The 18,897-nt window shown below is 44.0% G+C and carries 16 protein-coding genes, 1 tRNA gene and 1 pseudogene; 15 read left to right on the top strand and 3 right to left on the bottom strand.

Going from position 1 to position 18,897, the window contains the following annotated elements:
* Nucleotides 1-24: 24 nt before the first annotated feature.
* Nucleotides 25-1,290, bottom strand: coding sequence for a hypothetical protein (locus RB622_RS17090; RefSeq protein WP_308047794.1), 1,266 nt, complete (start codon nucleotides 1,288-1,290; stop codon nucleotides 25-27).
* A gap of 155 nt (nucleotides 1,291-1,445) precedes the next feature.
* Between RB622_RS17090 and RB622_RS17085 the strand changes: the two genes are divergently transcribed.
* From RB622_RS17085 to RB622_RS17015, 15 genes and pseudogenes are all read left to right on the top strand, one after another.
* Nucleotides 1,446-2,594, top strand: coding sequence for a hypothetical protein (locus RB622_RS17085; RefSeq protein WP_308047793.1), 1,149 nt, complete (start codon nucleotides 1,446-1,448; stop codon nucleotides 2,592-2,594).
* Nucleotides 2,595-3,336: 742 nt separating this feature from the next.
* Nucleotides 3,337-3,807: an Lrp/AsnC ligand binding domain-containing protein gene (locus tag RB622_RS17080; protein ID WP_308047792.1), complete on the top strand. Its 471-nt coding sequence runs from the start codon at nucleotides 3,337-3,339 to the stop codon at nucleotides 3,805-3,807.
* A 94-nt stretch (nucleotides 3,808-3,901) separates the two neighbouring features.
* Nucleotides 3,902-4,255, top strand: coding sequence for a PadR family transcriptional regulator (locus RB622_RS17075; RefSeq protein ID WP_308047791.1), 354 nt, complete (start codon nucleotides 3,902-3,904; stop codon nucleotides 4,253-4,255).
* A gap of 59 nt (nucleotides 4,256-4,314) precedes the next feature.
* Nucleotides 4,315-5,343, top strand: coding sequence for a TonB family protein (locus tag RB622_RS17070; protein ID WP_308047790.1), 1,029 nt, complete (start codon nucleotides 4,315-4,317; stop codon nucleotides 5,341-5,343).
* 168 nt (nucleotides 5,344-5,511) lie between these two features.
* Nucleotides 5,512-6,027, top strand: coding sequence for a 3'-5' exonuclease (locus RB622_RS17065; RefSeq protein ID WP_308047789.1), 516 nt, complete (start codon nucleotides 5,512-5,514; stop codon nucleotides 6,025-6,027).
* A gap of 86 nt (nucleotides 6,028-6,113) precedes the next feature.
* Complete coding sequence (locus RB622_RS17060; RefSeq protein WP_308047788.1) at nucleotides 6,114-6,290, top strand: hypothetical protein; 177 nt, start codon at nucleotides 6,114-6,116, stop codon at nucleotides 6,288-6,290.
* A gap of 139 nt (nucleotides 6,291-6,429) precedes the next feature.
* A tRNA-Ala gene (locus tag RB622_RS17055) sits at nucleotides 6,430-6,503 on the top strand.
* 33 nt (nucleotides 6,504-6,536) lie between these two features.
* Entirely contained in the window at nucleotides 6,537-7,568 is a 1,032-nt protein-coding gene (locus RB622_RS17050; protein ID WP_308047787.1) for a RagB/SusD family nutrient uptake outer membrane protein, read from the top strand.
* A gap of 176 nt (nucleotides 7,569-7,744) precedes the next feature.
* A complete protein-coding gene (locus RB622_RS17045; RefSeq protein WP_308047786.1) occupies nucleotides 7,745-8,776 on the top strand; it encodes a glycoside hydrolase family 43 protein in 1,032 nt (343 codons plus the stop codon).
* Nucleotides 8,777-8,825: 49 nt separating this feature from the next.
* Entirely contained in the window at nucleotides 8,826-9,914 is a 1,089-nt protein-coding gene (locus RB622_RS17040) for a Gfo/Idh/MocA family oxidoreductase (RefSeq protein ID WP_308047785.1), read from the top strand.
* A 90-nt stretch (nucleotides 9,915-10,004) separates the two neighbouring features.
* Nucleotides 10,005-10,505 carry a family 43 glycosylhydrolase gene (locus RB622_RS17035; protein ID WP_308047784.1) on the top strand — a complete coding sequence of 167 codons (501 nt, stop codon included), beginning with the start codon at nucleotides 10,005-10,007 and terminating at the stop codon, nucleotides 10,503-10,505.
* A 52-nt stretch (nucleotides 10,506-10,557) separates the two neighbouring features.
* A complete protein-coding gene (locus tag RB622_RS17030; RefSeq protein ID WP_308047783.1) occupies nucleotides 10,558-12,483 on the top strand; it encodes an alpha/beta hydrolase-fold protein in 1,926 nt (641 codons plus the stop codon).
* A 241-nt stretch (nucleotides 12,484-12,724) separates the two neighbouring features.
* Nucleotides 12,725-13,648 (top strand): hypothetical protein, encoded by a 924-nt coding sequence (locus RB622_RS17025; RefSeq protein WP_308047782.1) that lies wholly within the window; start codon nucleotides 12,725-12,727, stop codon nucleotides 13,646-13,648.
* Between the two features lie 80 nt (nucleotides 13,649-13,728).
* Complete coding sequence (locus RB622_RS17020) at nucleotides 13,729-15,855, top strand: alpha-glucuronidase family glycosyl hydrolase (RefSeq protein ID WP_308047781.1); 2,127 nt, start codon at nucleotides 13,729-13,731, stop codon at nucleotides 15,853-15,855.
* Between the two features lie 68 nt (nucleotides 15,856-15,923).
* Nucleotides 15,924-17,523 (top strand): annotated as a pseudogene (locus RB622_RS17015) (sodium:solute symporter family transporter).
* Nucleotides 17,524-17,776: 253 nt separating this feature from the next.
* Here the strand turns inward: RB622_RS17015 and RB622_RS30345 are convergent.
* Both RB622_RS30345 and RB622_RS17010 read right to left on the bottom strand, forming a co-directional pair.
* Complete coding sequence (locus RB622_RS30345) at nucleotides 17,777-17,992, bottom strand: T9SS type A sorting domain-containing protein (protein ID WP_409021581.1); 216 nt, start codon at nucleotides 17,990-17,992, stop codon at nucleotides 17,777-17,779.
* Between the two features lie 8 nt (nucleotides 17,993-18,000).
* Nucleotides 18,001-18,741 carry a hypothetical protein gene (locus RB622_RS17010; RefSeq protein ID WP_308047780.1) on the bottom strand — a complete coding sequence of 247 codons (741 nt, stop codon included), beginning with the start codon at nucleotides 18,739-18,741 and terminating at the stop codon, nucleotides 18,001-18,003.
* Nucleotides 18,742-18,897 lie beyond the last annotated feature (156 nt).

Below are 18,897 nucleotides of genomic sequence, written 5' to 3'. Positions count from 1 at the left end.
GTTTTGTTCGGGTTTGAAACGCAATCAGAATGCTTGAAAAATGATTTTGTTTTGGCTGCTTAAACTCACTTTTTTAACCGCTCCTGTTCCTTGAAATGTGTAGGCCAAACCCACAACATGGATGTCACGGGCGGGCAAGGGCAACTCCAGCACCTGTTTATTGTTGACTGAATATTGAATTTTAGTTCCGGAGCTTTTGCATGAAACCTTTACCCAATCCGAAAAATCGGCGCCAAAAGCAGAAAGGTCTTCCTTTTTTCCCGAAATGAAATTATCGATGCTGAGAAAGTTTAACTCGGAAACGCAACCCTTTGCCGAAAACGGAATGACGATAGGTATATCATCTGTAATTAACGTAATGGCCGATAACTGACAAGCACCCGCGCCGTCCCTGAACTCATTTTTAATTTCACTACTGAAATTAAAGTTCTTTATCGAAACGGGCTCAAAGTTGCCAACATTATAATAATGAATGTTGGGAGTCTGGGGCTGCATCGGTATATTTTTGGTGGCAATAACACTTACAGGCAATTGTAAAATGCTGTCGGCCATAAACTCACGGTTTTTGAGATATACAGGAATTGTCGGCCCGTCGATCGTGCCGAGCCAACCAGTGGTAGGCACCAGTAACTTATGCTCCTTCACAATTTGTTCACCCACGATAAGTTTAGCAATGTAAAAACCCGGTTCGTAGTAGATAGAAGTATGTTTGTGGAGGTTTTTCTCGACCACTGTTCTGCGACGTTTATCCCAGGATTGTTGTATGAAAATCGAATCTCCCGGAGCTTTCGATGCATCGTATGTGAAAATGACTGAGTTAGGGATTCCTTTGGTAATGGGCTGGCTGCTAAAAGCATATTCCTCAGATTTGAGCTGAGGTTGGCCTTTGTCGAACGCGAGAATAGTTATCAGACCTGTAAACACAGCAAGTCCAAAGATCCACGCAAATTTCACGAGTGACCCCGAATGGATTCTTGTTTTTTTCTCAGTGGACGGATTTCGATTCAGATCTGGTTCAGAAGCATTCTTCTTCATGAAATTACGCCAGTCTTCAAAACCGGCAAACTTCGCCAGGGTATTTAAAGTTGTCACGCTGGGCAGGTGATTGTATTCGACTCTTCCCCAAATTCTGCGCAGCGTACTCACGCTTAATGAAACCCCGGTTTTATCAAGAATCAGCTGATTGAGATTTTCAAAATCGGAGCTTTGCCAGTTTTCACTGTCGCCCCAATCAAGCTTTTGCTCAATTATTTTTTTACATCGCAATAGTTCACTTATGTCGGACAGCATTGGAATTCAGTGTGATATAACTTGAAAAAACTTGACCAGAATTTGAGCAACGATAAAATGGGCGCGCTGTTTATGTTTGCCAAAGGTAACCGGAAACCTTAAAACCCAAACTTATAGTGAATTTTATATTAAATCAATCTGAACAATTAAAAGTCATGAAAAAGATATTAATCATTTTTTTGCTACTGATTTCACTATCAGTGGTTGCTCAAAAAAAGAAAAACCGGACGAAAACGCCTGCTGATTCAAATACCACAATCTCATTAAAAGCCGAAAATTGGGATTATCAGCATGAGAAAGTAGCGTTTGTAATGCATGATTCAAGGCCATCAATGAAACTTTCACCGAAGGGTAGACAGGTTATTTTGAAAAATACTTCTTTTTCAAACGGCACGATTGAATTTGATTTTATTCCGGCTGATGCACGTTTTGTCTCGGTTTATTTTCGCTGGCAGGATGCCAGGGAGAACGAATGTTTCTATTTTCGAACACATCGCCTCCGCGATTCCACTGCTATGGAAACGGTTCAATACGCACCTCATATTTCCGGCGTAAACCTGTGGGATTTGTTGGGGCATTTTCAGGGCAATGCTTATTTTTGGAAAGAAGGCTGGAATCACGTCAAACTGGTGATTTCGGGGAAGCAGTTTCAGGCTTATGTGAATGATATGGCCAGGCCAGTGGTGGAAGTCCCCAGGCTGGAAGGTAATGTATCTGACGGAACAATCGCCTTTGAAGGGGAATCTGTAATCTCGAATCTGGTTATAAAAATGAACGATACGGGAAATCTGTCGCCTTTGGCAGGTATAGATCTTACGGATCACGATCCGCGATATCTACGGAATTGGCAGGTCAGCAAGCCCTTTGAAACACCGACAAACGTTGATTTTAGTAACGATTTTATTCCAAAGCCGGAAGAAATCTGGGAGCCTGTGGTGTCAGAAAGAATGGGGCTGGTTAATCTTACCAGGAAATTTGGGGGAAGTGTTAATAACAAGAGGAGGCTGGTATGGTTAAAAGTCAATATCAATTCGAAAATGGAACAAAAGAAAAAGATTTCGCTTGGTTTCAGCGATGAAGTTTGGGTTCTGCTGAATGGCCGTTATCTCTACGTTGATAAGAATTCTTTTGGATCACCCATCATGAAAGAGCCTTTCGGCCGGTTGTCATTGGAAAATACGTCGTTTATAATTCCGTTTAAAGAGGGGAAAAATGAAATACTGATCGGCGTATCCAATGATTTTTACGGATGGGGTATTGTTGCCCGAATGGAAGATATGGAAGGGATATCGATAATAAAGTAAGTTCATTTCTGCAAAAATCCGTAGTAAACAGCATGCGCTGGGAAGCCCGTCTGTTTACTGCGGATTTCTTGTTGTTTAATTTTATCAGGCGAACTATTATTTTAACAAATTCCGAAAATAATTTTGTAACGATCAGTAATTTAGTGGTAGACGGGAGGATGACATGTAAAATAATCTATGAAGGGTGGTGTCCAGGTACCAACTGTTATGCATGAACGGTGGCCGGTTGACTTTACTTCTATGGTTAGGTAAAGTGCTCTTGAAGTCTTGAAAGCAACTTTTTGTCTCTAAAACAAAAAAACACGCAGGTTTCAAAATGAACCCGCGTGTCAAATTACACTTCATCAACAAACTAAAAACCAAATAAAACTACTACGAAAAAAATCGCTTGTCAAGTTTTTTTTGCTGTAGGAGGGGGATTCGAACCACCCACGGTGAGGTTAGCCGCGGTACAAATACTGTTGGTGGTCCACCCCAGTCGACTTTCGTCGGCATTATACCGTGTTTATCCCTGATTCACCACCCCCGAGACAGGAGGGCATGGCTGCCAATTTCATCACCCTACAATGTGATATTTTGTCGATTCCAGTTTTTAAAATAAATTGTCTTTCCCGGAATGACAATGCAAAAGTAAGCGGTATAATTTTAAATATAAAATATTTGCATAAAAAAATCGAAAAATTTACGATATTTTTATAAATTGCTTTAAATAATTGCGAAAAATTCAACAAAAATACGCTTTATGCAGAAGTATTCAGATATAGACAGTACTGATTTAAAAATTTTGTCCCTGCTGATCGAAAACGCAGCGCTACCTTACACAGAGATAGGAAAGCGGGTATTTGTGTCGGGCGGTACCGTACACGTTCGCATGAAGAAGATGGAGCAGCTCGGTATCGTAAAAGGTTCACAGTTGCTGATCGACCCGACCAAACTGGGGTGGGATATCAGTGCATTTTTAGGCGTTTATTTAGATAAGAGCTCTTTGTATGAGCAGGTGGCGCTGGAATTGGAGCGTATTCCGGAAGTGGTCAATATCCATTATACTACGGGTATTTATAGTATTTTCGTTAAAATTGTATGTCGTGATACAGGTCACTTAAGAGAAATACTCCATGACAAAATTCAAAAAGTAAACGGAATTCAGCGGACAGAGACGTTTATTTCGTTAGAAGAGCGTATTAATCGTTCTATTCCGTTGACGGACGATTAATTTTTAAATAAATATCACAGATTTTAATAATATTTGACCTGGATTGTTGCATATATAAAAAACTTATATATATTTGTAGAGTAAAAACTGACTTATGGATACGAACACAACAAGTAACGAATATGTGCGTGGTACGCTGAAAACCATTGTTCTTAATTTACTCGCTGAGCAGAAGCGTATGTATGGTTATGAAATTACGCAAGAGGTGAAGGAGCGTACGAGCGGGGCGATTGCACTTACCTTTGGTGCTTTATATCCTGTTTTGCATAAATTGGAACAGGAAGGGCTGCTGGTGACAGAATCTGTGGAGGTCGATGGGCGGCTGCGGAAATATTATTCATTAACTACGCCGGGAAGTGAAGCCGCACGTACTAAAACGGATGACCTTGAACGTTTTGTAGATGCGATCAGGTTGTTGCTTGCGCCGAAGGGCCTGGCAACGGAATAGTTGATCCACTGGCTAATAGTTTTTATTCAAATCCTGTAATACCCTAATCTCATTTACAGATGAAACGCCTTCAAGAAAACCGAATCGAACTGCTGAAAAGTTATTTGAAAAATAATGGTTTGAGTCCGGAATTGTTGCCGGAAATCCTTGACCATCTGGCGTGTGAAGCAGAAGAAAGACTTTGGGACGGGAATTCGTTTGAGCATGCTTTCAAAGGGATTGTTGAAACGGCTGATCCGAAAACGCTCCAGATACTGAGTGTTGAACATAATCATCTATTAGCCATGGAAAAAACATTAAATGACATCGTTTTTGAAGGAAGGAATAAGTCTTACGGGGCTTATCAGCTGCGAAAAGGGTATAAAAGCACGATGCAGCGGTCGGTGCTGCTTGGGGTGACCTTCTTTTTACTGGTTATGTTATTGCCCGATCTGTATGCCCGTTTGACACCGGACCCTAAGAAGGAAGATATTGGCTTTGAGGCAACGCTGTTAACCGTGGATATTAAACCCGAAGCGACACCTCCGCCTGCTCCGATTGAACTACCCAAGCCGGAGCCACAAGTGAACACGAAACGTTTTGTGAGCTACGACGTGTTGCCCGATAATATGGTGCCAGAGGAGATAACACCGCCGACGATCGATGATTTGCAGCATGCAGTACCCGGACAGGAAAATATCGAAGGCAATGCCGATATTGCTGAAATTGTTCCGCCGGCTGCGGAAGCCCCTGCCGGCAAGGGTAAGGTCGTGGAAACGGAAGCGCCAAAGGAAGAGACTTTCATTGCCGTTGAACAAGCACCTTCTTATTTGGGAGGCAATGCAGCAATGGCTGATTTCTTACGTAAGAATTTGAAATACCCACGCCAGGCTGCACAGGCAGGAATTCAGGGAAAAGTTTTCGTTTCCTTCGTGGTAGGAGCAGACGGTAAAATTGAAGACGTGAAAACTTTGAAGGGAATCGGTTTTGGCTGTGATGAAGAAGCCGAACGTGTGATGAAACTGATGCCAAACTGGAAACCGGGCCGTCAATCAGGCAATGCCGTTCGGGTTCGCTTTAATATGCCAGTTGTATTTCAGCTTGAATAATTTTCGTTGTAGAAAATATTAAAAGTACAATCGTAATATTTCGAAAAATCCTCGCCTTAAACGGGGATTTTTCGTTTTTTTGTATTCTAATTGGAGATGTTAAAATTGATCAGTCTTATTTTCTTCACATAACATGATTTCTTTACCTATGCAGATGTTTGAAAAGTAATGTACGCTATCGTTGATATTGAGACAACCGGAGGAGGAGGAAATGCCCGCATTACTGAAATAGCTGTTTTTCGCCACAATGGAGTGGAGGTCGTTGACTTTTTTCACTCGCTCATTAATCCTGAAATATTTATTCCGCCCTTTATTAGCCGACTGACCGGCATTGATAACCTGATGGTCCAGGACGCCCCGACGTTTGCCGAAATTCAGGATTCTGTAAGAAAACTGACGGTAGATGCCTGGTTTGTAGCGCATAACGCCAAGTTTGACTATGGGTTTTTGAAGAAGGAATTTGGCGCACTCGATGAATATTTTCAAAGAGAATTGCTGTGCACGGTTCAGCTAAGCCGGAAAATATTTCCTGGTTTAAAATCATATAGTCTTGGGAATTTGTGCGAAAGCTTAAAAATTTCCATTGAAAATCGTCACCGGGCAGAGGGAGATGCGGCGGCAACTGTGCGACTTTTTGAAATGCTTTTAGAAAATGACCTTCAAAACCTTATTCCCATGGCCTAGGGAAGATGCAGATGATTTCGGGCAGTTTCATGTGGAATGGTTTTTGTAATAATTTAAGTATAATCTATACCTAAATTATTATACGCATGAAAGCTTACATCAACATTCTTATCGTTACTTTTCTATTGGCAGGCCTTACCAGCTGCGAAGTTATTGGTGGTATTTTCAAAGGTGGTATGTGGACGGGAGGCATTCTGGTCATTGCTGTGATCGTATTGGTGATCTGGTTGTTTACCAAAATGCTCGGTGGGAACAAACGGTAGCCTTGGGTACCTTCATTTTTTTTTCTTTTCTAATGCGTTGTTTATGAGAATCTTGCTGTTTTAATTGAGAAAAGTAACTTAAAAAGCTTTCTTTTCCTTGGTTATCACAATTCTGTCGCACATCTTTGCACTCCAATCCGGGGGATTAGCTCAGTTGGCTAGAGTGCTTGCATGGCATGCAAGAGGTCATGGGTTCGAATCCCATATTCTCCACCTGATTATCAGTCACTTACAAATTATTTGTAAGTGACTTTTTTATTTGGTCGAACATTTTCGGATCAGGCCAAATTTTTGAGGGCTTTCTGGTATTTCTACCTTGTGCAGACCTGGGGCGGTGCGGCGCAAAACCTGAGTCCATGGTTCACCAACTGGAATTATCCTAACAACAGTGGCATCAATTCCATTAAAAATGCTTCCGGCGCTTTTGTGAACAGTGGAACTTCCGGCATGATCCGCGATTCGTACTACGGTCGCCCTTATGTGCGGATGCGTCCGAATTCAGATAAACAGACAACTGGTACGCGTACCGGCAAAAACTATTTCCTTGATCAGGCTTTCACAAACCGAGATGTCGATTCCCGTTTTGCCAATTCATTTTACACGGTTTACATTGCAAACACGGCTGTAACCAATACCGCTACTACCGCCAACAATACCCGGGGAATCGGTTATACCACCGTACCAGGTTCGGACACAGCCGTTTGGCTGCCCGACTATGAAGTGCCAGGCGCACCTCAGTTTGTAGGGGCCAGGCCATTTAAGGGCATTGTAGTGCCGCCAAGTCTTTGGAACAACGGTATTTATCCGGCATTGAAAAAATACATGGATCCTAGTCGTGGTGCTAATTTCAATGATCCATCCACACGCCCTGCTGTATTATACCGCTTTTCTGATGTTTACCTGACAGGTGCCGAGGCGCATTTCAAAGCGGGCGACGCATCCAGGGCAGCAACGCTGATCAATGTTTTGCGGCAGCGCTCAGCATTCAGGAAAACCAATAGCACGGCGCAGAATGCAGCTGCTGCTACGGCTATGACCATCACCTCTGCTGACGTAACACTGGATTTTATCCTGGACGAACGGAGCCGCGAGTTTTTCGGAGAATGGCAGCGTTGGCATGACCTTGTAAGAACACGCTCACTGGTCCGCCGTGTGCAGGAGTGGAACAAAGAGGCAGCACCTTACGTCAAAGATTTTCATATGTTACGACCAATCCCGCAGTCGCAGATCGACAGGGTGGTAGAGGGGCCTAAGTTTCCACAAAATACAGGATACTAAAACTTTTTTAGAGGCCTGATCCAACGATCCTGAAATGTAACTGCACCACCTGCGGTAATACATCTCAGGGTTCGTTTTTGTCCGGAGATGTTGCTGAGATAGGATCCGGATAGTAGACATTCAACGACTTACAGTTTTATAGTAAACTAAAAATGATGATTCGATTTAATAAAAAAATGCTGATAACATTTGCGTTTGTTGTTGCCGGTGTCGGTCAGGTAATCAGCCAGAGAGCACCTGGGAAAATCAAGCCCTTGGTTAACGGTTTGTATACAGCCGATCCGTCAGCGCATGTTTTTAACGGAAAAATTTACATTTATCCATCCCATGACGTGGAAGCAGATGTGCCGCAGGATGACGAAGGCGGACATTTCCAGATGCGGGATTACCATGTTTATTCCATGGACAAGATCGGTGGAAAAGTGACCGATCACGGCGTTGTGCTTGATGTAAAAGATGTGCCCTGGGCCGACAAACAAATGTGGGCGCCTGATGCAGCTTACAAAAACGGTACTTACTTCTTCTATTTTCCTGCAAAAGATAAAGAAGGCGTATTTCGCATAGGCGTGGCCACGAGCAAGTCGCCGGCTGGACCATTTAAACCTGAAGCAAAACCTATTGAAGGAAGTTATAGCATCGATCCGGCCGTATTCACTGATACAGACGGCAAAACTTACATGTATTTCGGAGGAATCTGGGGTGGTCAGCTGCAACGCTGGCATACCGGAACTTATGATAAAACTTTAATGACGGATCTTGGAAAGGGCCAAGAAAATGAGCCTGCTTTAAGTGCGAAGATCGCACTGATGAAAGACAATATGTTGTCATTTGCCGCGCCTTTACGTGATGTTCAGATCCTTGATGAAAATGGAAAACCTTTGCTGGCGGGCGATACCAACCGTCGTTTTTTTGAGGGAGCATGGCTCCACAAGTACAACGGGAAATATTATTTCTCGTATTCAACCGGCGATACCCATCTGCTGTGCTACGCCGAAGGCACTTCGCCTTACGGACCATTCACCTACAAAGGCGTGATCATGAACCCGGTCGAAGGCTGGACGACACATCATTCTATTGTCGAATTTAAAGGGAAATGGTATTTGTATTACCACGATTCGGAGGTTTCAGGAAAGACACATCTTCGTAATGTGAAGGTTAGGGAACTGCTCAGAGACAGTAACGGGAATATCAAAACGATTAATCCCTAAATCATTTATTTAGATTAACTTATCCTGTTTAACACTAGAAAATACAGACATGAATATTGAAAGACGTGATTTTTTATCGACATTAACATTGGCTGGTGCCGCCACCTTGTTTTCAGGGAATGCACTGTTGGCGTCAACCGGTCCCAAAAAGGAAAAACTTGGTATCGCGCTGGTTGGCCTGGGATATTACAGCACCGATCTGTTGGCACCTGCGCTGCAATTAACGGAAAAATGTTATCTGGCCGGGATTGTAACAGGCACGCCTGCCAAAGCCGAATCCTGGAAAATCAAATACAATATCCCGGATAAGAATATCTACAATTATCAGAATTTTGACCAGATCGCCAATAACCCTGATATTGATGTGGTGTATGTGGTATTACCACCATCTATGCACAGGGAATTTGTAGTACGCGCTGCAAAAGCGGGCAAACATGTGTTTTGTGAGAAACCCATGGCGCCATCCGTTGCTGACTGTGAGGCGATGATACAGGCTTGTAAAAGCAACAAAGTGAGACTATCCATAGGCTATCGCTGCCAGCACGATCCGAATATTCAGGCGATCATCAAGCTTGCCAAAGAGCCAAAATTCGGTAAGGTAAAAATGATAACCAGTGCAGCCGGATATTTTGATGCACGTTCAAACCACTGGAAGCAAAACAAAGCACTTGGCGGCGGAGCCATGGGTGATATGGGTGTTTACGCTTTGCAGGGGGCACGCCTAGCGACGGGTGAGGAGCCCGTAAGTGTTTTTGCGCAGGCATCTACCACCCGTCCTGAAATTTACAAGGAGGTCGAAGAAACAATGATGTTTATGCTGGATTTCCCTGGCGGTGCCAGAGCCTCCTGCCAGACCAGTTTCGGTATTAATATGAATTACCTTCAGGTGAACTATGAAAAAGGATGGGCTAAACTCGAACCGCAGTCGGGATATATCGGTAATAAAGGAAGTATGTCAGACGGTACGATCATCAATTTTCCTATCAAAAATCAGCAGGCCAGACAATTGGATGATGACTGCACCGCGCTTATGGCAAATACCGACCTGATTGCACCCGGCGAAGAGGGACTTAAAGATATTCGGGTTGTTGAGGCCATTTATAAATCCGTGGCATCTGGGAAAGTTGTAAAAATCTAAACGAAGAACCTGATGTATACGCTGAATGGCTCGTGTTTCTGTTCAGGTCGGTTACTCAAAAATTTACCAATTCGTTATAAAGTTTAATACATGATGGTTAAGCAATGTATCTGCACAGCAATTGCAGCCGGCTGGCTATTTTTTAGTCCTTGCGCTTCGGCACAGACAACCACGCTGGTCAACCCGATTTTGACCGGTTTTTATCCTGATCCAAGTGTGGTTCAGGTGGGCACGGACTATTACCTTGTTAACTCCACATGCTCTTATTTTCCGGGTATTCCGGTTTTTCACAGCAAGGATCTTAATTTTGAATACACACTCACGTTTGAAAAATCACTGGATACTGCTCTGCTTTTTATGAGAACGATCGACAGCAGTTCGTTCTCGCTTTCAAAGAAAAACGGTTTGACAATGAAACTGAAACCCGAAACTGTTATGGAGCTGGGTAATCCGTCATTCATTGGCAAACGCCAGCAGCATTTGTATTGCACAGCTGAGATCGAACTCGATTTCAAACCGAAATCAGAAAACGAAAAGGCAGGTCTGACCATTTTGCAGGACGAGTCGCATTTCTATTATCTGAGCAAATAGACCAGAACACGATTTCTTTACTTCACCATTTTTCAACGTTTCCATTAAAATCATGAAACTACTTGTATCCATAGTCGTGAGCCTGATGATGCTTGCTTTTGTAAGCGAGGCGCAGGAAATATTAAAAGAAATGCCGAAAGGTTATGACGCCGCACAGGCCGAAGCCCCGGTCGGGAAAATCGATACCATTCAATATCAATCCAGGACCGTAGGCAGTAAGCGTAAGGCGCTGGTGTATACGCCGCCGGGCTTTAGTAAAAAGAAAAAATATCCTGTCTTGTATCTTCTGCATGGTATTGGCGGGGATGAAAAGGAGTGGCTGAAAGGAGGCAATCCGCAGCTGATTCTGGATCATCTTTATGCTGAAAAGAAAATTGAACCCATGATTGTGGTGATGCCAAATGGGAGAGCGATGAAGGACGACCGTGCTACTGGAAATATCATGGCGGCGGACAAAGTCGCTGCATTTGCAACATTTGAACAGGATCTGCTTAAAGATCTGATCCCGTTTATCGAGAGCAAATATCCTGCATTGAAAGACCGGGAACATCGTGCCATCGCAGGGTTATCCATGGGAGGGGGGCAGTCGCTTAACTTCGGATTGGGTAACCTGGATCAGTTCGCGTGGGTGGGTGGATTTTCGTCGGCCCCTAATACCAAAATGCCTGCGCAGCTGATGCCTGATCCACAGGAAGCAAAAAAGAAATTGAAATTACTTTTCATTTCCTGCGGTGATAACGACAGACTGATCACTTTCAGCAAACGGACGCATGACTACATGTTCGAAAATCACGTTCCGCATGTGTATTACATTGAGCCCGGTGTTCATGATTTTAAGGTATGGAAGAATGGCTTGTACATGTTTTCTCAGTTTCTTTTCAAACCGGTTGACAATGCCTCTTTGTCAAAATACACCATTCTGGGCACGCGGGCTGCTACCAATATTCGGTCGGCACAATATCCTCAGATTCTGCCCGATAACCGGGTAGTGTTCCGGGTTAAAGCGGCCGAAGCGCAAAGGGTACAGATCGACCTTGGCAAGAAATACGAAATGGCGAAAGATACTGGTGGCTATTGGGCGGTAACAACGGATTCAATCGGCAAAGGTTTCCACTATTATTCACTTCTGATTGACGGCGTGGCACTGGCTGATCCTGCCAGCGAAACTTTTTATGGAATGGGGCGCATGGCCAGCGGGATTGAGATTCCTTATCAAAATGGTGATTATTATGCCGTCAAAGATATTCCGCATGGTGAAATTCGTATCAAAAAGTATCTGTCAAAAGCACTCGGCGGCTGGCGCGAAATGTATGTGTACACGCCTCCTGGTTATGATAAATCCACTGAAAAGTACCCGGTATTGTACCTGCTTCATGGAGGCGGCGAAGACCAGAGAGGTTGGGCTACACAAGGTAAAACAGATCTGATTCTGGACAATCTTATCGCAGAAGGAAAAGCCAAACCGATGGTTATTGTCATGCTGGATGGTAACGTAGGTGCAACAGGTGGCATCGCGGGGTTCAATGAGAATGTATTGAAGACATTCGAAAATGAGCTTAAAAATGCAGCCATTCCTTTTGTTGAAAGCAACTTTCTGGTGCAGACGGATGCAAAAAACAGAGCACTTGCAGGGCTGTCGATGGGCGGAATGCAAACACTCTATGCCGGGATCAGAAATAGTGATTTATTTTCTTCTTTGGGCGTGTTCAGCTCCGGTTGGTTTGCCAATAATACTGCACTCACCGCTCCGCAATATGCGTTCATGAAAGACAACGCGGACAAGATCAACAGCAATATCAAGAACCTGTGGATCTCCATGGGCGGACAGGAAGATATTGCCTTTAATAATTGTAAAATCATGCGTGCAAAATTTGATGAGCTGGGAGTAAAATATACATACAGCGAATACCCCGGTGGGCATACCTGGCCGGTGTGGAGACATGATTTATTTCAGTTTTCACAGCTTCTATTTAAATAAACGGCTGTCGGTGGTCAGCGATCGGCTAGGAGTCTTTTGGCTCCGAAAGCTGAGTGTGGACCGCCGACAGCTTTTTTAACAAAATAAGATTACCCGCTATTATTCGATCAGCATTATCAACCCAAAAAGGCATTTGAAGGTGTAGCTAATTTTTAAATGCTTTTATTTGTATAATACATTCATTTACAATATGATGACAAATTTGGTTTATGCCAAATTTGTCCGATTACCCAGCCCATCGATGAGGATTTTTAAGTTTACATTTTTGCTGTTTTTTCTATCCTACGATCTTCTGGCGCAGATCGGCTTGCCACAGCTGATCGCTGACAATATGGTTTTGCAGCGCGATCAGCCAATCACGATTTGGGGCTGGGCGGCGCCGAAAGAAAAGGTAACGGTGACACTGAAAAACAAAAGTTACAGTGCGGCGACAACTACGGATGGTAAATGGAAAATTCAACTGCCTGCACAGGCAGCTGGTATTGGTTATGAGCTCATTTTAAAAGGTAAAAATCAGATCCGGATCAAAAATATAGCGTTCGGAGACGTGTGGTTATACAGTGGACAGAGCAATATGGTCATCAATATGGAGCGCATCAAAGAGCATTTTCCTGAAGATATAACATCTGCCAATTACCCGGATATCCGCAATTATCCTTGCGATGCGAGCGGTCCGGGCATGAGCTGGGTGAAACCGGAATATGATCTGAGTAAGTACAGTCTGGGTAGAATTCGGGATGAAATAAAGATGTGTAACGCCTTTCTAAAATCCATCGATGGCCGCGATAAGCGTACATTCGCCTTCACCTGTGGTCATAAAAAAGTAGCCGAAGGCGAATTTATACAAACACTTTCTGATGATTTTGTTGCGGCCAGAGCGGTGCGGCATGAAATGCATTCGTTTGACGAACAGAAGCTGCTGGATATCGATTGCTATTCGATGGTTGAACAGACCGGACAACAGATGATAGAGCTCGTAAAACAAGCGCAGCAGAGCGGAAAGTTGCTCGTCTTCCTGTTTCATGGTGTGGGTGGAGAACATGCACTGAATGTTTCCAGTCGGGCGCATAGCGAGTTACTGCATTATTTGAAAGAACAGCAAAATGATATTTATATCGATACCATGCTCAACGTCGCAGAGCATATTCGTTATATGAAAAAATAATTAAATTGAGATATTAACATTTCGGATTATCAATTTATTAGTTATTTTATTCAACGACACAAATCAATACAGTATTTACAATGACCAGAAAATTTCTGCTATTATTTTTCAGTTTTATCCTGATCGGCGCAGCATCATTTGCCGCTGATCCATTACCCTCTGACGGTGATGACGGGTATAAGCTTTGGCTTAAATATGAGCCGGTTGCAGACGCATCCGTTAAGGCTGAATACCTTCGCTTTGCAGGTTTCATCAACAACGCATCCATAGGTGAGATCGCGCAAAGTGCGTCCCGCGAGCTGCAAACAGGGTTGAAAAGTCTTTTGGGTAAAAATGTTTCTGTTACAAATTTATTGGGGAGTAAATCCGGTGGTATCGTTTTCAGACTGGAACCTGATACCGATCTGAAAGATGAAGGTTACCGGATTCAATTGTCTGGCGGTAACATTGTTGTCAGTTCAAAATCAGAAAGCGGTATTTTGTACGGAACTTTTGCCCTGTTAAGACACATGCAGATGCAGTGTCCGGTTAAAGGTCTGAACATTGCAAGCAGCCCGAAAGTACGCTACCGGATGCTGAATCACTGGGATAATCCGGATGGGACCATCGAGCGTGGTTATGCGGGGGCGTCTCTTTGGAAATGGTACGAATTGCCCGAGCGTGTTGACCCGCGTTATCAGGACTACGCACGCGCCAATGCTTCATTGGGAATTAATGGTACGGTGCTCAATAATGTAAATGCGAGCGCGCGGTTCATGTCACAGGAATATATTGTGAAAGTTGCCGCCATAGCGGATGTTATGCGGAAGTATGGTATTAAAACGTATTTGTCTGTCTACTTTGCCGCACCTAAAACATTGGGCGGGCTATCCACTTCTGATCCGTTGGATCCTCAGGTGCGTGCCTGGTGGAAAGAAAAGGTCGCTCAGATCTACAAAGAAATACCTGACTTTGGTGGTTTTTTAGTAAAAGCTAATTCGGAGGGTGAACCCGGCCCGCAGGACTACGGTCGCACACATGCCGATGGTGCAAACATGCTGGCAGAAGCATTCAAACCCTATGACGGCATTGTAGTCTGGCGTGCTTTCGTCTACAAGGCAGATCTGAACGCAGACCGTTTCAAAGCAGCTTATGAAGAATTTGTACCGCTGGATGGCAAGTTTGATCCCAGAGTAATTGTGCAGGTCAAAAACGGACCTATTGATTTCCAGCCAAGAGAGCCATTTTCGCCTTTGTTTGGTAATATGCCTAAAACGCCGCTGGGCATGGAATTTCAGCTTACGCAGGAATACCTGGGCTTTGCTACGCATGCCGTGTATGAAGCCCCTATTTTCAAGGAATGTCTGGATTCGGATACTTATGTAAACGGGCAGGGATCGACCGTCGCAAAAGTTGTCGATGGCAGTTTACATGGATATTCAAGCACATTGATGGTCGGTGTTGCCAATACAGGAAACAGCAGAAACTGGACGGGACATCCGCTGGCGCAGGCGAACTGGTATGCATTCGGAAGGCTTAGCTGGGATCATCAGCTTAGTTCAGAAGATATAGCCCGTGAATGGACCGAGCTGACTTTGACGCGTAATCAAAAAGCGCGGGAGCATATCGTTGGACTGATGATGCGATCACGTGAGATTTATGTCGATTACAACACGCCTCTCGGACTCTCCCGGCCCTGGATGGGCGTTCACTTTGCTCCTGAACCCTGGCAAAATAGGGGTTCCCGGCCAGACTGGACAGCTGTGTATTACCACCGGGCGGATTCCGCCGGTTTTGGCTTTGACAGAACAGCTTCCGGCAGTAATGCCCTGACCCAATACCGGCCAGAGGTACAGCAGCAATGGAGTAATCCCGACAAAACCCCGCTTCCATATCTTTTGTGGTTTCATCACGTTGGCTGGGATAAAAAGCTGAGCACCGGACGAACGCTGTGGGAGGAACTTTGTACCCGTTTTTACACCGGCGTAGATTCGGTGTCATGGATGCAGCAGCAGTGGGATCTGGCAAAAGGAAGTCTGGATCCGCAGATATACACCGATGTTGCCCAGCGATTAAAGGTTCAGCATAGAGAGGCGATCTGGTGGAGAGATGCCTGGGTTTTGTATTTACAGACTTTTGCCAAAAAACCTGTTCCGGCGGGCTTTGAGCCTCCAAAACAGACTTTGGAAGAAGTTAAAAAGTCGGTGGATATTTATCTGATGAGATAGCCGGTTTCGCATTAATTAGTTGAAAGATTTATTCAAAAATATACTTATCAATGAGGTAGTTACAGTCGCTGGATTACATTATTTTCTTTGTCTACTTTATCATTGTGTCGGTATACGGCTACTGGATTTACAACCGGAAGAAGAGTGAAGCAGCCTCAACCAAAGATTTCTTTCTGGCCGAAGGGTCTTTGACCTGGTGGGCAATCGGGGCTTCTTTGATCGCCTCCAATATTTCCGCTGAACAGTTTATCGGTATGTCCGGAAACGGTTTTTCGATGGGACTGGCCATATCAAGTTACGAATGGATGGCAGCCGCAACGCTGGTAATTGTTGCGCTCTTTTTTATGCCGATATATTTGAAGAACAAGATTTTTACCATGCCCCCAATTTTTAAGCCAACGTTATAATCCAACGGTTAGCCTCATCATGGCGATTTTCTGGCTGGGGTTATATATTCTCGTGAATTTGACCTCAATTCTATACCTGGGAGCATTGGCCGTGTCTGGCATTTCAGGTCTGGATTTTGACTTGTGTATGTGGGGACTTGCCATTTTTTCAATCGTGATCACAATCGGGGGAATGAAAGTGATTGGTTTTACCGATGTAATACAGGTTTTCTTTCTGATCATCGGTGGACTTGCAACAAGTTACATCGCCATCAATCTGGTTTCGGATAATTTTGATACGGCCGGTCTTTTCAACGGCCTTAAAATGATGAAGCAAAGTCATGATGATCACTTTCATATGATCTTTAAAGAAGGCAGCACGCATTATATGGAGTTGCCCGGTCCGACGGTTTTGCTCGGCGGGATGTGGATTGTGAACCTGAACTACTGGGGTTGCAATCAGTATATTACCCAGCGTGCGTTGGGGGCGGACCTTAAAACGGCGCGCAACGGACTGCTGTTTGCCGCTTTTTTGAAACTTTTGATGCCTGTCATTGTGGTGCTTCCGGGGATTGCGGCGTACACACTTTACAATCAGGGGCTTTTTCAACAGGAAATGACTGAGAATGGCGTTATCGTCGCAGATAAGGCCTATCCGGTATTGCTGAACTTATTACCTGCCGGATTGAAAGGACTTTCATTTGCTGCACTAACCGCAGCCATTGTCGCATCGCTGGCGGGAAAAGCCAATAGTATTTCAACGATTTTTACGCTTGATATTTTCAAGATTTACATTGGTAAAAACAGATCCGAAGCACAGCTTGTAACCATTGGCCGGATCGTAATTGTAATTTCGATGATCATGGCTATTCTGATTTCGCCATACATGGGCATCGATAAAGCAGGAGGTTTTCAGTTTATTCAGCAAATGACAGGGTTATTGTCACCCGGGATTTTTGCGTCTTTTATTATGGGTTTCTTTTGGAAGCGGAGCAATTCGGCCGGAGCTTTGTTTGCCATTGTCGGCGGCTTTATTGTAGCATTGGGTATGCACAACAACTGGCTGCCCTTCGCGGACTGGACGCAGGTGCCGTTTTTGGATAGAATGGGTTGGGTTTTTGTGATCTGTATCGCAGGAATGTTTGTACTGGGCTACGTTTTACCTGACGAGAAAAAAGGCCTTGTGATTGATCCGTCCATGTTCAAAGCCCATAAAAGTTTTGTTTTTGGAGCGACCATTATTCTGGTTCTGCTAATCGCATTGTATACTTTATTTTGGTAGACAGCATCACTTCTGAGTAGCAATTATTTAGTAAAGATATCAGTACAAGGCCCCGGGAAAACATTTTCCCGGGGCCTTGTAGTCAAAACGGACATGAGAAAATCTTAACATTCCGACAATCGGTCAGGTATCTGTTTTTCTGATCCGACGCTGTTCAAAGCTTAAAACGCAGGTTATGCCTCATTTTTATCTGAGACATAACCTGCGTTTTAAATAAACATCATTTTGCTGATAACCAATTGATCAGAGGAATTTAGTTTCTTACAAATGATCCTTTAAAGTTATCCAGACGGTAGAAATACATCCCCGGTGTAAGGAATGAAACATCAATCCCGGTCTGCCCGGATTTTTCCAGGTCAGATTGGAAAACTTCCTGTCCGAGTATGTTCAGGATAACAAGTTTTCCATCTACCTTATTTCCTTTGAGATCTATTGTAAGTATATTTTTAACAGGATTAGGGTATACGATTATCGGCGTTACATCTCCGTTTTCACTGATCTGATCGAAGAATACATATATGTTCCATCCAGATCAACCTGTTTCAGTCGGTAGTAGCTGGTACTTTTAAGTGGAAAAAGATCGGTCGATGTGTACCGATTTTCTGAATTACTGTTTCCATATCCCTTCACAGAAGCTATTTTTTCAAACTTTTTGGCATCTGCGCTTCGCTCGACATCAAATCCAGCATTATTCTGTTCGGAATAGGTGATCCATTCCCAATAAACAGCGTTTTTCACAGATTTTGCGCTGAATACGCCTAATCGGACCGGCAGGGCAGTTTCATCTAAGGTAATTTCCAAAGTTGGGGCTGCGGTTGCCAGCCCTGGTGCTAGGTACCCATCAAATGAGCTGACAGATGGCTGAGACGCAGACGTTACCCGATTAAAAGAGAAAGTACCATTGTTGGTCGTTAGATAATAGCTGCCAATAGGCGCTTTGATTCCAATGTACACGCCACCTGTTATACCCACTTGCAGGTTGCGCGCAGCACTCACTGTCATATCCTCATTTGCCGTAGCCGTTCTCAGGTTTGAAGATGAAGCAATTGCGCCTGCTCCTTCAAATGTGAAGGTACCCACACCATTTACCAATACCGGCGTGTTTGCTGGAATTTTGGAAGTAGTGATAATTTTACCAATTATTTTTGGATCTGCAAATTCCAGATTGTAGACTTTTATGCCCGTTGGGATGCTGGATTCAAATGGTAAAACCAACATTTTCATCCCGTTCAATGTCGCGCGGTACGTGGCTGTTGTTGACGTAAAACTCAGTGGCGTGTAAAAATCCCCGTCAGCTATCTGAACGACACGGTTAAAACTGTAACAAGACTTCCATTAATCTATTTTATACAACGGGAAATTATCTGTGAAGCA

This window comes from Dyadobacter sp. LHD-138 (assembly GCF_030929615.1).
In the GTDB taxonomy this organism is placed as follows: Bacteria; Bacteroidota; Bacteroidia; order Cytophagales; family Spirosomataceae; genus Dyadobacter.
Note: the sequence above shows the minus strand (reverse complement) of the source record. Positions and strands in the feature narration are given on the sequence as shown.